Annotated in this window: 5 protein-coding genes and 2 pseudogenes; 4 read left to right on the top strand and 3 right to left on the bottom strand. The window is 49.8% G+C overall.

Going from position 1 to position 15,064, the window contains the following annotated elements; translation table 11 throughout:
• Window positions 1-287 precede the first annotated feature (287 nt).
• Window positions 288-9,125 (top strand): annotated as a pseudogene (locus DBY86_RS04230) (ESPR-type extended signal peptide-containing protein); the annotation flags it as partial.
• 591 nt (window positions 9,126-9,716) lie between these two features.
• On the top strand, window positions 9,717-10,667 hold the full coding sequence (locus DBY86_RS13615; RefSeq protein ID WP_300906319.1) for a YadA family autotransporter adhesin: 951 nt from the start codon (window positions 9,717-9,719) through the stop codon (window positions 10,665-10,667).
• 149 nt (window positions 10,668-10,816) lie between these two features.
• Here the strand turns inward: DBY86_RS13615 and DBY86_RS04225 are convergent.
• From DBY86_RS04225 to DBY86_RS13915, 3 genes and pseudogenes are all read right to left on the bottom strand, one after another.
• A pseudogene (locus DBY86_RS04225) lies at window positions 10,817-11,032 on the bottom strand (TonB-dependent receptor); the annotation flags it as partial.
• A 323-nt stretch (window positions 11,033-11,355) separates the two neighbouring features.
• Window positions 11,356-14,112: a DNA gyrase subunit A gene (gene gyrA / locus DBY86_RS04215; RefSeq protein WP_107819029.1), complete on the bottom strand. Its 2,757-nt coding sequence runs from the start codon at window positions 14,110-14,112 to the stop codon at window positions 11,356-11,358.
• A gap of 39 nt (window positions 14,113-14,151) precedes the next feature.
• The gene (locus tag DBY86_RS13915; RefSeq protein WP_300906312.1) at window positions 14,152-14,280 is read right to left on the bottom strand and encodes a hypothetical protein; all 129 of its coding nucleotides are present in this window, start codon (window positions 14,278-14,280) and stop codon (window positions 14,152-14,154) included.
• A gap of 35 nt (window positions 14,281-14,315) precedes the next feature.
• Here DBY86_RS13915 and DBY86_RS13910 point away from each other — a divergent pair, with 35 nt between their 5' ends.
• Window positions 14,316-14,450, top strand: a complete 135-nt coding sequence (locus DBY86_RS13910) for a hypothetical protein (protein ID WP_300906311.1) — start codon at window positions 14,316-14,318, stop codon at window positions 14,448-14,450.
• A gap of 132 nt (window positions 14,451-14,582) precedes the next feature.
• Window positions 14,583-14,963 (top strand): hypothetical protein, encoded by a 381-nt coding sequence (locus tag DBY86_RS04210; protein WP_107819028.1) that lies wholly within the window; start codon window positions 14,583-14,585, stop codon window positions 14,961-14,963.
• The last annotated feature ends 101 nt before the right edge of the window (window positions 14,964-15,064 follow it).

The following is a 15,064-nucleotide window of genomic DNA, read 5'->3' as shown; positions in this document are numbered from 1 at the left end:
CCTTTCAGCCCGCCAAGCCCTGTTGCACAGATTCGAAACGGCTTTTTTTTTTTTATTGTCCCAAAGTAAATTTTCCTCAAAAACATTCAAAAATCCCCCCCCCCCCCCGAATTTGCGTAAAAAAGTGTAATCCCTTTGATCATAAGGGAATGTTGACAATTAGATTGATTCTCCTAGACTGACTTTCGCAATACAATGGGATTGTCAATAATTGTGTATGGCCGTTTGCCGTCCGGCGGCCGGAAACGTCAAAAGCGCGGGCGGCGTATTGCAAGCAGAGAGAATCAATGAACAAAATTTTCCGTGTCATTTACAGCCAGGCAACCCAATCTTGGGTGGCAGTATCCGAATTAACCAAAGCACACAAAAAACAAAGCTCATCGAGTGCCAAAAAAAGTGTGTCCGGCTCTTCAGCGAACCTTATTAAATCTTCAGCCATCGCCTTGTCGCTATTAAGCGGTAGTGCGGCTTATGCGGCTGCTGAGACTGCTGCAAATGGGTTGATTCAGATTAATTCAACAAAAGGGATGGCTACTGCAACAGGTAGCGACTCTATTGCTGTTGGTAAAGACTCAAAAGCAACATCCGATACTGCTGTAGCTATCGGTAAGGATGCTGAAGCAAGTGGTAAGCAATCTGTGGCATTGGGAAATAAAGCGAAAGCTACAGGCGAGAATAGTTATGCCATTGGATGGGGAAGCAATGCAAGTTATCCTAGATCTATTTCTATAGGGTATAACTCTGCTGCAAGGCATAATAATAGTCTTGCTTTAGGTTATAACACAATAGCAAGTGGTCCTTCATCTGTAGCATTGGGAGCTGGATCGAACGCGCTAGGTGACGATAGTTATGCCATAGGATATGGCAGTAAAACAAATACCGGTGCTAATTTTGCAATGGCTTTTGGTAACTCCAGTAAAGCAAATAAAGCTAATGATATTGCTTTCGGTAAAGAAGCTGAAACTCGAGATCAAGGTCAAGGTCATAGTATTGCCATTGGTTATGGTGCTATGTCGGGAACTAACAATGCTGGGAAAAATCTTAATGGTAATGATGCAGGCGGTGTAGCTATTGGTACTGGTGCTTATACAGGGGTAAATCAAACTGATGGACGCTCTGTAAACTCTTCTGTTGCAGTAGGGGCCGGTGCCGGAGCAGGATTTAGAAAGTTAGATAATAATGGTATGCCTGTGCAGAATGCTACAGATGTTGATAATAATGATGAAGTGCTGAAAAAAGCGTTTGGTGTTAAAAATGTTGCAGATTATCAAAAAATAGCAGGTGGTACTAACGGATACACAAATGTAAATATTAATGAAGGCACAGCCTTAGGTCGTAATGCACGTGCTATAGGGGACCAATCTGTGGCAATAGGCGCCCAAACTATTGCAGGTCATGGTGCTGTTGCTTTAGGTGGAAATGATATTACTCAATTTGCAAATAAAAAATATTACAAATCAACCAAAGAAAATTTTGCTGTTACAGACACAATAGACCATAATCAAGATGCAGAAATATCTGATAAAACAATTAGTGCGACTTATAATGATCTTGTTGGTACCAGGTTAGATACCACATTTAAAGCGACTTATGCACAAGATGGATCAGTAGTATTAGGGGCACAAGCTCACTCAAGCACACCATTGGGAACAGCACTTGGTACGAATGCTTTGGTGCGTAAAGGTGCATTTGGTGCAACAGCCATTGGTGCAGGTTCACAAGTTCAAGCTAATGCAGAAGCAGCGGTAGCAATTGGTATGGGATCTTTTGCCGATGGTAAGTATGCAGTAGCGGCAGGTACGGCTTCTTTGGCAAAAGAAGGCGATGTGGCAATCGGTTATAAAGCTAAGGCAACCGGTAAAGAAGGTGCATTGGCAATCGGCTTGGGCACTAATGCGCAAGGCGATTCCTCTATTATGATTGGCGGGGCGAATGTTGAATCGGCCTCTAAACAATCCACAACTTTTGAAAAAGCCATTGGCGTAAATGAAGAAGGTGGTGTAATTGCAAAAGATGTAGTTGAGAAAATTAATGGTAAAGATGTTACCCGCCATTATACTTTCGCGGCGACTAAGACGACAACAGGTACCGTTGCAGCAGCCTTTCAAGAGCTGACCGGGCACGCTATGGACGTATCCAGTCTTGACTTTAGCAAGGCTGAAAATAAAAACGGTCATGCTTCTACTTCTCTAGGGGTGCATTCTTTAGCCAAAGGTAATTTGGCAACAGCCATCGGTACAAGTGCGCGTGCCGATGTTATCGGTTCTTTGGCATTGGGTACAGGGGCGCATGCAACCCTTCAAAATGCGGTGGCAATCGGTACGGGTTCTACAACCGAACTGTTGGGAACACGCCAATTAAGTGTGAACTACGACAGCGAAGGCAATATTGTTTCCGATGACTCAAAGGATATTGCTTATACATTTAAATGGGCGGGCGGCACTAACACCTCTGAAGGCGACGTGGTGTCTTTCGGTAGCTCCGGCGCAGAACGTCAATTAAAAAACGTGGCGGCCGGTCGCGTGGCGGAAGATTCTACCGATGCCATCAACGGCTCCCAGTTAAACTCCATCACCAAAAAAATTGCAGCAGGTTTTAACACAAGCGGTAATGTGGTAGCTGATTCTTCGGGTGTATTCACATCTAAAAAAGCAAATACAGATTCCGCGGATAAGGCTTATGAAACCGCAATCCGTTCGCAAGATAAAGTCCAACTCCAAGTCGGCAACAACTTGAAGTTAGACCGTGATGAAACCGAAGTTGAAATTGAAGTTCAGGATGATTTTGACAAAACCAAAACAGTTAAAAAGAAAGTCAAAAAAGCCGATTTTGCCTACAGCCTGAACCCTGTATTAACCAACCTGACCAGCGCAGAGTTTAAAGCCGACGGCAAACCGACGGTGAACATCAGTTCAGACGGCATTACCATTACGCCCGCTGCGCCGACGACCGGCGGTAAGCAAAAACCGAATGTTAGTCTGACTGAAAACGGCTTGAACAACGGCGGCAATGCGATTACCCACGTGGCGGGCAACCTTAACGGCGCGAAAAGCGGTACGGACGCGCCGACAACTTCGGCAACGAAACCGAACGCCCTGACCGAAACCAACGCGGCAACTGTGGGCGACGTGTTAAACAGCGGCTGGAACATCCAAGAAAAAGGCGCGGCAAAAGATTTTGTTGCCGCCTATGATACCGTTAACTTTATCGACGGCGACGGCACAAGTGTATCTGTTGAAAATACAGACAATAAAACCAGCACAATCAAATACAGTGTAAACCTTGGTGATGGTTTAGAAAAAGATGCTACGACCAACAAAATCAAAGCCAAAGCAGGCGATGGTGTGACTGTTGGTGCAGACGGTATTAAGGTTAATACGGGTAAAGGCCTCAAAATTGATGCGGCTGATAACAACAAAGTTGCGGTTGATACCGACGGTACAACAATCACTGTCGGCAATGATGGCAAAGTGAAGGCGGTGACAGGCTCGACCGAAACGGTTACAGATACTAATAAAGGTACTGATGAAAAAGCGGGTCAAGTGCGTCCTGTTAAAGCAGATAAAGGCAAACTGGCAACAGTTGATGCGGTGGCAAATGCCGTCAACAATGCCGCGTGGAGCATTACGTCCGACACCGACGGCGGCAGCTTCGCAACGTCCGGTCATACCCAAACTACCGAAAAAATCAGCGCGGGCGGCAGCGTAACCTTTAAAGCGGGCGACAACCTGATAATCAAACAGGCAGGTACGAACTTTACCTACTCGCTCAATCCGATTTTAAGAGGGTTGACATCGGCAGAGTTTAAAGGCACAGGCACAAATGCGCCGACCACCAAACTGACCAACAGCGGTGTAACCATTACTCCGGCAACTACAGGTAAGAATCCGGTTTCGTTGACCGAAAACGGCTTGAACAACGGCGGCAATGCGATTTCTAATGTGAAATCTAATCTTCCTGCTACTAAAAATAGCGACACTGCAAATACAGCAGCTGCGCCAAGTAATGCCACGAAAACTCAAGCAGTGCCAAATACAACGAATATGAAAGGCACAGATTATGTCAATCCAAACAATGCCGCTACCGTGGGTGACGTATTAAATGCAGGTTGGAACTTGAAAGGCAAGGGCACAGCGGTTGACTTTGTAAAAGCCTACGATACTGTGGATTTTGTGGACGGTGATGGTACAACTGCGTCTGTTGAAAGCAAGGATGGTCAAACCTCGACAGTGAAATACAGTGTAAACACCACGACAATCAAAGCCGATACAGCTAATGCAGGTAAGGTTAAAGCAGAAGGAACAGGCAATACATTTGCAACAGCAGAAACTGTAGCAAGTGCGATTAATGATGCCTATTGGAAAGCGGCGGCTTCAGGTAATGGTGTAACAACGGATGTAGCAGACAATGTGAAAGCCGGCGACACGGTTACCTTCAAAGCAGGCAAAAACCTGACGGTCAGCCATACCGCCAACAACTTTGAATTTGCCACCACCGACACGCCTGAATTTACCAGCGTCCAATTCGGCAACAACGGTCCGAAAATCACCAACGATGGTGATAATTTAAAAGTCACTGGAGCAGATGGCACAAGCCCGACCAAAATTACCAACGTCGCTAACGGTAGCGATGACAACGATGCTGTAAACGTAAGCCAATTAAAAGCAAGCGGTTGGAAAGTTGCAGGAAATAACAAAACTGAAGTTGACACCATCAATCCAAGCGAGCAAGTGAATTTCTTGGATGGTAGTGGCACAACCGTAACTGTGACTAAAGATACTGACAAGGCAGGCAAAGAAACTGGCAACGTAAACGTCAAATACGACGTGAACGTTGGCAATGGTTTACAGAAAGATACGGCAAACAATACTATTTCTGTAAAACCAGCGGATAGCACAATTACCGTTGGTACAGATGGCGTGAAAGTAAATACGGGCGATATTGCAACGGAATCAACGGGTAAGGCAACAACTGCATTAGATAAAGCGATTGCAGAAGCGACCAAGGAATTGGCTGAAGCGACCGAGGCCGGGGATGCTACTGCACAGCAAGCGGCACAAACAAAACTTGAAGCTGCAAATAAAGCAAAAGCTGATGCGGGCAAACAGATTGCGACGGTAGAAAATGTCACTGAAGCCATCAACAAGGCGGGTTGGAATGCCATTGCTGCTAAAACTGAAAATGGAGAGGTGTCAGGCGAAGCAGCGCAACTTGTGAAACCAGGCGAAACCGTTACATTTGAAGCGGATAAAAACATCAAGATTGCTCAAAATGGAAGTAAATTCACATTCTCGACAAAAGATAATGTTGAATTTACTACGGTAAAAGTGGGTAAGGATGATGCTGCAACGGGTAAAAAACCGGTCAGCTTAACAACCGAAGCGGCAACAACTGCCGATAATAATCAGACAGGAAAAGCCCCGACGACCGCGTTGAATATCAGCAGCGGCACGGGTAAGGATGCGAAACCGACGCAAATTACAGGCGTGGGTTCGGTGTTGAATACGACAACGGTTACAAGCGCGCCGGACGGCACCGCACCGACAACCCAACCAAAATTGGTTAATTTGGGTACGGCACATAATCAGACGGCATTGGCAGACAATGTTTTAAACTCTGCCGCCACCGTGCGCGATTTGGCGAATATGGGCTGGAAAGTTTCGTCAGATGAAACGACGGGTGCAAAAGGTGCATATTTAGATGTGGTAAAAAATGCAGACGAAGTGAAATTCGTCGGCAAAAACGCAGCCAAAGTATCGGGTAAAACCGAGAACGGCGTACGCACCATTACCGTTGATGTGGAAGTGCCTGATGTTAAAACTGCCAAGCTGGTTTCAAGCGCCGACGGTTCTGTGATTGCGCCCTCAACTGATTCCAAACTTCAAGACGCATTAAAAGTTGCAAAAGACGAGTTGGCCGCATTGCCTAAAAATGCGACAGATGAACAGAAGAAAGAGGCTGAGAAAAAAGTCAAAGATGCCGAAACGGCATTAAATAAGGCTTTGGATGACAAAGGCGTTGCCACGGCTAAAAACGTTGCGGATATGATTAACAATTCCGGCTTTACGCTGAAGACTTCCGCTGCTGCCGACGGTAAGAAAGATGACAAATCGACAGGCAGCGAAGTTATCAAACCGGGCAAAACCGTTGAAATGGTTGCAGGTAAAAACTTAACCGTGAAACAGGAAGCGGACGGTAAAGTAACTTACAGCTTGAATCCGGAATTAATTAACCTGACCTCCGCCGAGTTCAAAGCCGACGGCAAACCGACGGTGAAAATCAGTTCAGACGGCATTACCATTACGCCCGCTGCGCCGACGACCGGCGGTGAGCAAAAACCGAATGTTAGTCTGACCGAAAACGGCTTAGACAACGGCGGCAATGCGATTACCAGCGTAGCCGGCAACCTTGACGGCGCGAAAACCGGTACGACCGCGCCGACAACTGAAGCAGACAAACCGACAACGCTTAATAATAGTAACGCGGCAACCGTAGGCGACGTGTTAAACAGCGGCTGGAACATCCGGGGCGCGAAACAGGCGGGCGGCAATGTCGAAAACGTCGATTTCGTCCGCACCTACGATACCGTGGACTTTGTCAGCGGCAATAAGGCGACGACGGATGTTACCGTTACCGAAAAAGAAGGCGGCAAAGGCGCAGTCGTTACCATTACCGCCAAAAACGACGCCGGCAGCATCACGACGGCGGGCGGCAAGGTTGTCGTCGGTACAAACAATCAGGCAGACACCGACCCTAAAGCAGGGGACAAAGTGGCAAAAACCGGCGATGTGGCAAACGCCATCAATCAGTCGGGATGGAAAACCAATGCGACCAAAATCGACGGCGTGGCGGCAACCGACACAAACAAAACCCAATTAATCAATCCGGGCGATGCCGTCAATTACGAAAACGGCAACGGCACGGTTGCCAATGTGGAAGTTACGCAAGGCAAGGACGGCAACCCCGATACCGTCAGCGTGAAATATGATGTCAAAGCCGACGGCACGACCATCAAAGTGGACGGCGGCAAAGTTACAGCCGTAACGGGCAAAACCGAAGCCGTAACTGCCGATGCAGACGGCAAGAAAAAAGGGCAGCTTAAAGCCAAAGACGGCGACGGAGGCAAGCTCGCCACGGTGGAAAGCGTCGCCAATGCCGTCAACAGCGCGAAATGGTATGCGAAGGCGGACAACGACCAGACCGCCACTGTCGGCGATACGGATAAAACCACCAACGACAATGGTGAGGCGATGGGCGCGGGCGACGCGTTGACGCTGACAGCGGGCAAAAACCTGCGCGTCAAACGCGAAGGCGGCAAATTTACCTTTGCCACTGTGGAAACGCCCGAGTTTGAAGGATTGAAACTGGTTCAAGGCGGCAACACCGTCAATATCGCGCCGACCGCAAACGGTTTGAACTTAAGCAAATCCGATGCGGCAGGTGGTGCGGCTCAACCGGTGAGTATTACAGGCGTAACTAGCGGTTTAGCGACTTATCCGCAAGTTGACAACAAAGATACGCCAAAAACAGGCTTGGTTGATTTAAGCAAACCGACTACAGGCACTCCGGCGGTCGGCGACAATACCGCCGCCACTGTGGGCGACTTGCGCGGTATGGGCTGGGTGCTTTCTGCCGATAAGAAAACAGACAATCTCGCTGAGGCTTACAACGCGCAGGTAAAAAATGCCGAAGAAGTGAAATTCGTAGGTGCGTCGGGCGTTATCGTTTCCGGTAAAACAGAGGGCAATGTCCGCACCATTACAGTGGGCGTGGATCACCAGCTTGCGACGAACAATTCGGTCAAACCGGTGGAATATACCAAGAAAGACGGAACAAAAGTCTATCCGAAAACCGTAACTAAAAATGACGGCACGACGGAAACCAAGTTTTATCCGAATGCCGACGGTACGGGAGACGAAGTGCCGGCAGACGACGTAATCGTTTCGGTCAACGGCGCGAAAGGCACGACATCTCCGACCACCTTGTCGAATGTCAAATCAAACCTCCCTGAAACCCGCAACACGGCGGATGCCGCCGATCCGACCGGCAAACCGGCAAGTAAATCGCAATCCGCCCCGAAAATCGGCACGGCGGACGGCAATGTGAATGCGAACAACGCCGCCACCGTGGGCGACGTGTTAAACAGCGGTTGGAACTTGAAGGGCAACGGAAGCGAGGTTGATTTTGTCAGGGCGTATGACACCGTAAACTTTGTAAACGGCAAAGGTACGACGGTCAGCATCGAAACCGACGGCGCGGAAAGCCGGGTGAAGGTGGATGTGGATACGGCGGATTTGACCGCGTCAAACGGCAAAATCAGTGCGCCCGATTTGAAAACATTGGAAGATGCTGTGAAGGCGGCGAAAGCCGATGCGGACGCGAATCCGGCGGATGAGGCGAAAAAAACCGCATTGGCAAAGGCGGAAGCCGATTTGGCGAAAGAGCAAAATAAAGGCGTGACGGCGCAGAATGTGGCAAAAGCCATTAACGAGTCGGGCTTTACGCTGAAGACTTCCGCCACTGCCGAGGGCAAGAAAGATGCCGCATCGACAGGCGACGAAGTCATCAACCCGGGAAAAACCGTTGAAATGGTTGCGGGTAAAAACCTGACCGTGAAACAGGATGCGGGCGGTAAAGTGACCTATGCGACCAAAGACGACGTTGAGTTTGCAACTGTGAAAATCGGTAAAGATGAAGACGGCAAAAAACCGGTCAGCCTGACGACGGAAAAAGCCGTAAACGCAGGCAACAACGAAACAGGAAAAGAACCGGCAACGGCACTGAAAATCTCTTCAGACGGCAAACCGGCCCAACTTGTCGGCGTGGCATCGGTGTTGAATACAAGCGAAGTCAGCACCAAACCGAACGGCGATAAAAAGGCGGACGGTACGCCGGCAGAGTCGAAAACGGAAAAACTGATCGATTTGGCAGGTGCAAATGCCGCTCCGGTCAACAAAAACGCCGCCGCAACCGTAGGCGATTTGCAAAATATGGGCTGGGTGGTATCGACCAAAGACGGCAACGGTTATACCGATGTTGTGAAGAACGCCGACAAAGTGGACTTCAAAGGCGACAACGGTATCGAGGTGCGCGGAAGCACCGCCGCCGACGGCACACGCGTGATTACCGTGTCTGCCAAAGAAGGCAAGGTTACCAACAAAGTCGAGATAACCAAAAACGACGGCTCGAAAGTCGATGCGGTCATCATCGACGGCAAATACTATGAGCGCGATGAAAACGGGAAACCGAAGACGAAGACGGAAATTCCCGCTGCGGATATTAAATCGGCAGACAATGGCGGCTCGGGCTTTGTAACCGGCAACACGGTCGCCAATGCAATCAACAAATCCGGCTGGAACGTCGGATTGGCAGAAAAAGCCAAAGCGGATGCGGCATTCGGCGACAGCAAATACGCGCTGGATGCGGGCAAGCCGGAAAAAGTGAATCCTGACGACAATGTACACTTTGCCAACGGCAACAATACCGTCGTTAAAGCGGCAACGGTTGAGGAAGTCGACAAAGACGGTAAGACCGTAACCAACACCTACATCAGAGTAGATGCCGAGTTGCCGATAAGCCAGATTTCCGCTGTCGATGAAAACGGCAATAAAGTGGTTAAAGATGCAGACGGCAACTGGTATCTCAGCAAAGCCGACGGTACTGCCGACAAGACCCAGCCTAAAGTCGATCCGGCGAAAGTCCGCCAGTCTGCCAGCATGGATCCTGAGAACAAGGGCGACCGTTATACGCCGCTTGCGAAACGTTCCGACGATGCCGCGCTGACTGCCGATCAGAAAGACGCATTGTCCAAGCAGCAGGACCAATATGCCAAAGATGCTGCCGACAAGATTGCCAAAGAGCTGAAAGGTCAGCCTCAAGCTGTTATCGAAGCCGCTCAAAAAGCCGCAGCAGAAGTCGCACGGGTTGAAGCAAAAGACAAATACCTGAAAGACAACGGTTTGGACAAAGGCATCGGCGGCACGGTCATTACCAATGTTGCCTGGGGTCAGAAACCAGACGATGCCGTCAACGTCGATCAGCTGCAAAACAGCGGTTGGAATTTGGATTCCAAAGCGGTTGCAGGTTCTTCGGGCAAAGTCATCAGCGGTAATGTTTCGCCGAGCAAGGTAAAGATGGATGAAACCGTCAACATTGATGCCGGCAACAACATCGAGATTACCCGCAACGGTAAAAATATCGGCATCGCCACTTCGATGACCCCGCAGTTTTCCAGCGTTTCGCTTGGTACGGGGGCGGATGCGCCCACTTTGAGCGTGGATGACGATGGCGCGTTGAATGTCGGCAGCAAGGATGCCAACAAACCCGTCCGCATTACAAATATCGCCCCGGGTGTTAAAGAGGGGGATGTTACAAACGTTGCACAACTCAAAGGCGTGGCGCAAGACTTGAACAACCGCATCGACAATGTGGACGGCAACGCGCGCGCGGGTATCGCCCAAGCGATTGCAACCGCAGGTTTGGTTCAGGCCTATTTGCCCGGCAAGAGTATGATGGCGATCGGCGGCGGCACTTATCGCGGCGAAGCAGGTTATGCTATCGGCTACTCCAGTATTTCCGACGGCGGAAATTGGATTATCAAGGGCACGGCTTCCGGCAATTCGCGCGGCCATTTCGGTGCTTCCGCATCTGTCGGCTATCAGTGGTAAAAGACTTTCCCGCCTGTCTGCTGTTTGGGATAGGCGGAAGGTTTGAAGGGAAGGGCGGCGATTTGCCGCCCTTTTTATTTGGGTGTGCCGCATTTTCAACCTATGCCGTCTGAAAGGGTCTTCAGACGGCATTTCTTTAAAACGGCAGCTTAGAAGCGGTAGTTCAAACCGAAGACAAACTCTCTGCCGTGTTCGTAGAACGGTACGCGCCCGTCGCCGTCGGGGAAGCGTTGGCTGTGCGAACGGTATTTTTTGTTGCCGATGTTGTTGACGGCAAAGTTGACGTTCATATTGTTTTTGCCCAAAGGCTGCCAGTTGGCATAAATGTCGTGTACACCGTAGCCGCTTTTAACGGATTTGACCGTCCATTTTTTATTAATATATTGTTTTCTATAATCTTTAAAAAGGATGCAATATGCTTTTGATAAGTTAAAGTTGGGAAGCTGTTTTCAAATTTTATAGTGGATTAACAAAAACCGGTACGGCATTGCCTCGCCTTAGCTCAAAGAGAACAATTCTCTAAGGTGCTGAAGCACCAAGTGAATCGGTTCCGTACTATTTGTACTGTCTGCGGCTTCGTCGCCTTGTCCTGATTTTTGTTAATCCGCTATATTGTGAGAAGCCGGATGACGGATGAGGGATAAAATAAATGCCGTCTGGATCTTCAGACGGCATCGGGAGATGATTTTCAGTTCCCGGCTTCCGGTTCGGTTACACCGGAAATTACAGAAGCGTCGGAGGGGTCGGATTCGGATTCTTCTTCGGCAACACGTTCCAGCGATACCAAGGTTTCGCCTTCGTCCAAGTTAATCAGTTTCACGCCTGCTGCTGCGCGGCCGGTTTCGCGGATTTGTCCGACTTTGGTGCGGATAAGCACGCCGCCGCTGGTAATCAGCATCAGGTCATCGGTTTCGCCGACCAAGGTTGCGGCGACCAAATCGCCGTTGCGCTCGCCGGTGTTGATGGCAATATTGCCTTGCCCGCCTTTGTTTTTGCGGCTGTAATCGGCAATCGGGGTACGTTTGCCGTAGCCGTTGGCAGTGGCGGTCAGCACTTGCAAATCGCTTTGAGCGGCTTCGGGGGCGAAAGTAATCAGGCTGACGATTTTGCCGTCGGCAGGCAGGCGCATACCGCGTAAGCCGCCGCTGCCGCGACCGGACGGACGCACACCGTGTTTGCCGCTTGGCAGGGTGTTTTCGTTGTCGGCGGTTTCGTCTTCGATGCCGTCTGAAATCTCGGTTTCGATGTCGGCATCTTCCGCTTCGTCGTTACCTGATTTTTCCCAGTATTCGTTGAAACGGATGGCCTTGCCCAAGTTGGAGAACAGCATGATGTCGTCTGAGCCGCCGGTTTGAGCGGCACCGACGAGGTAGTCGCCTTCTTTGAGCGCGATGGCTTTGATGCCTTGGGCGCGGACGTTTTTAAAGGCGGAAAGTTGGACTTTTTTCACCATGCCTTGTGCGGTGGCGAAGAAGACGTATTGGTCTTCGGGAAATTCGCGGACAGCGAGGATGGCACTGACTTTTTCGCCTTCTCCCAACTGGATGACGTTGTTAATCGGACGGCCGCGGCTGTTTCGTCCGCCTTCGGGCAGCTTGTAAACCTTGATCCAGTGGCACTTGCCGAGGTTGGTGAAACACATCAGATAGTCATGCGTGTTCGCAACAAACAGGGTTTCGATGAAGTCTTCGTCTTTGGTGGCTGCCGCCTGTTTGCCGCGCCCGCCGCGACGCTGCGCCTGATAGTCGGTGGTCGGCTGGGTTTTGATGTAGCCGCCGTGGGTCAGGGTAACGACCATTTCGCGTTGCGGAATCAGGTCTTCATCGGCAATGTCGCCGCCGAACGGGTTGATTTCGCTGCGGCGTTCGTCGCCGAAATTGGTTTTGGTTTCTTCCAATTCTTCGCGGATGATTTGGGTGATGCGTTCCGGTTTCGCCAAAATGTCCAAAAAGTCGATGACTTTTGCCATAATGTTTTTGTAGTCGCCGACGATTTCTTCTTGGTCGAGACCGGTCAGGTTGCGCAGGCTCATGCGCAGGATGGCGTCGGCCTGAATTTCGCTCAGATAATAGCCTTGTTCCTGCAAGCCGAGGTTGGCGGGCAGACCTTCGGGGCGCGCCATGCGCAGGTCGAGGTCGGTACGGCTCAACATGTCTTCCACCAAACCGCTGCGCCATGCGCGGGACAGCAGTTTTTCTTTGGCTTCAGGTGCGTCGGCAGATTCTTTGATGAGGCGAATCATCTCGTCGATATTGGACAGGGCGACGGCTTTACCTTCGGCGATATGCCCTTCATGACGCGCTTTTTTCAGGCGGAACAGGGTGCGGCGGGTAACGACTTCGCGACGGTGGCGCAGGAATTCCGCCAGAATCTGTTTCAGGTTCAACAGGCGCGGCTGACCGTCAACCAAGGCAACCATATTGATGCCGAAGCTGTCTTGAAGCTGGGTGAGTTTGTAGAGTTGGTTTAAAACGACTTCGGCGTTTTCGTTGCGTTTCAATTCGATAACGACGCGCATACCGGATTTGTCGGATTCGTCGCGCAGGTCGGATACGCCTTCCAACGTTTTTTCGCGCACCAGTTCGCCGATTTTTTCCACCAGCTTGGCTTTGTTCACCTGATATGGGATTTCGTCGATGACGATGGCTTCGCGTTCGCCGTTTTTGCCTATGGGTTCGATATGGGTTTTACCGCGCATGACGACGCGGCCGCGGCCGGTTTTATAGCCTTCGCGCACGCCGCTCAAGCCGTAGATGGTTGCGCCGGTCGGGAAATCGGGGGCTTGGAGGATGTTGATCAATTCGTCGATTTCGGTTTCAGGTTCGTCTAAAAGGCGCAGACAGGCGTTGATGGTGTCGGTGAGGTTGTGCGGCGGAATGTTGGTCGCCATACCGACGGCGATACCGGACGAGCCGTTGACCAACAGCGCGGGAAAGCGGGTCGGCAACACCAGCGGTTCATGTTCGCTGCCGTCGTAGTTCGGGCCGAAATTGACGGTTTCTTCTTCGATGTCCGCCAGCATTTCGTGGGCGATTTTCGCCATGCGGATTTCGGTATAACGCATCGCTGCTGCGCCGTCGCCGTCAACCGAGCCGAAGTTGCCCTGACCGTCGATTAAGACGTAGCGCATCGAAAAATCTTGCGCCATGCGCACGATGGTGTCGTAAACCGCAGAATCGCCGTGCGGATGGTATTTACCGATGACATCGCCGACGATGCGCGCCGATTTTTTGTAGGCGGCGTTCCAGTTGTTTTTCAGCTCGTGCATGGCGTAAAGCACGCGGCGGTGTACGGGTTTGAGACCGTCGCGCACGTCCGGCAGCGCGCGCCCGACAATCACGCTCATGGCGTAGTCGAGATAGCTTTTTCGCATCTCGTCTTCAAGGCTGACGGGCAGGGTTTCGAGGGCGAATTTGTGGTCGTGGCGGATGGTTGCGTCGGTCATGGTTTCAATGTTTCGTATGGCAAAAAATTGTTGCTTATTTTAGCATATTTTGACGCGGAACGGTGCGGCGGCCGGATATGCCGTCTGAAAGGCACGGGAAAAATGTGGCGGGAAGCGTCCGGCTTCCACAAATTTGTACAGGCGGCATTTCAGACGGCATTGGGGCATAATCCTTTCCATAGGAAAACGGGACGGAGGGGAAGATGGCGTATCGTGCCGATGACGGTGATTGGTGGGACGTATTGGCGTTTTTCGATTTGGAGGAACAGGTGGATGAAGACGGTATATTGTCGGATGGGAATGCGAGGAGGAAAAATGGGCGGATTGAAAAAGTTTGATGTGCAGGTATGTGTGCTTTCGGGACGGTCTTTGCCGAAGCTGATGCCGATTTTGGCATACCGCCAGAAGAGGGTTTTTCTGCCGGTAGTAGACCCTATTAGAGTAACAGATGTAATAATAACAAAAACATTATGAATAATACAGAAAAACTGCAAAAAGCTATTGCACAGGACGAAATTTTTGATTTTTTAGTTGGAAAAGGAGAATATGAAATTAAATTGTATGAGGCAAATATGCCAACAGATACAATAACAGTTTCTCGTACTATCAAAAGCTATATACAATTAAACCCATATTTTGATAAATCCGAATTTTACAAAGCATTTTATGAATTAAGCAAATCGGAATGGTTTTGGTTGATTGTGTATTATATGCAAGATAGTGAATTAGATTTTATTTCTTTTACAAATCATTTACCAAATTTGAGGAAACAAAAAAATCACTCTCAACACGAAATGAATGGATATGTTTTAATTTCGGTGATGATTGTCCTAATTTGTGGAGTGTTGTAATGTAGGAATTGAATGCAATGAATGGGAAAGGTATAAAATTACCTGACTTATCTGATTGGTAATGTTTCGAAGGATAGAATGGGGGCAATGCCGAAACGCTG

This window comes from Neisseria bergeri, from assembly GCA_003044455.1.
Classification (GTDB): domain Bacteria; phylum Pseudomonadota; class Gammaproteobacteria; order Burkholderiales; family Neisseriaceae; genus Neisseria; species Neisseria bergeri.
Note: the sequence above shows the minus strand (reverse complement) of the source record. Positions and strands in the feature narration are given on the sequence as shown.

What these genes read in the sequence shown, in the direction of transcription:
- DBY86_RS04210 (WP_107819028.1), top strand. Translation starts at nt 14,583, where the DNA reads ATGAATAATACAGAAAAACTGCAAAAAGCTATTGCACAGGACGAAATT.
- DBY86_RS13915 (WP_300906312.1), bottom strand. Translation starts at nt 14,280, where the DNA reads ATGCCCCAATGCCGTCTGAAATGCCGCCTGTACAAATTTGTGGAAGCC.
- DBY86_RS13615 (WP_300906319.1), top strand. Translation starts at nt 9,717, where the DNA reads ATGGATCCTGAGAACAAGGGCGACCGTTATACGCCGCTTGCGAAACGT.
- gyrA (WP_107819029.1), bottom strand. Translation starts at nt 14,112, where the DNA reads ATGACCGACGCAACCATCCGCCACGACCACAAATTCGCCCTCGAAACC.
- DBY86_RS13910 (WP_300906311.1), top strand. Translation starts at nt 14,316, where the DNA reads ATGGCGTATCGTGCCGATGACGGTGATTGGTGGGACGTATTGGCGTTT.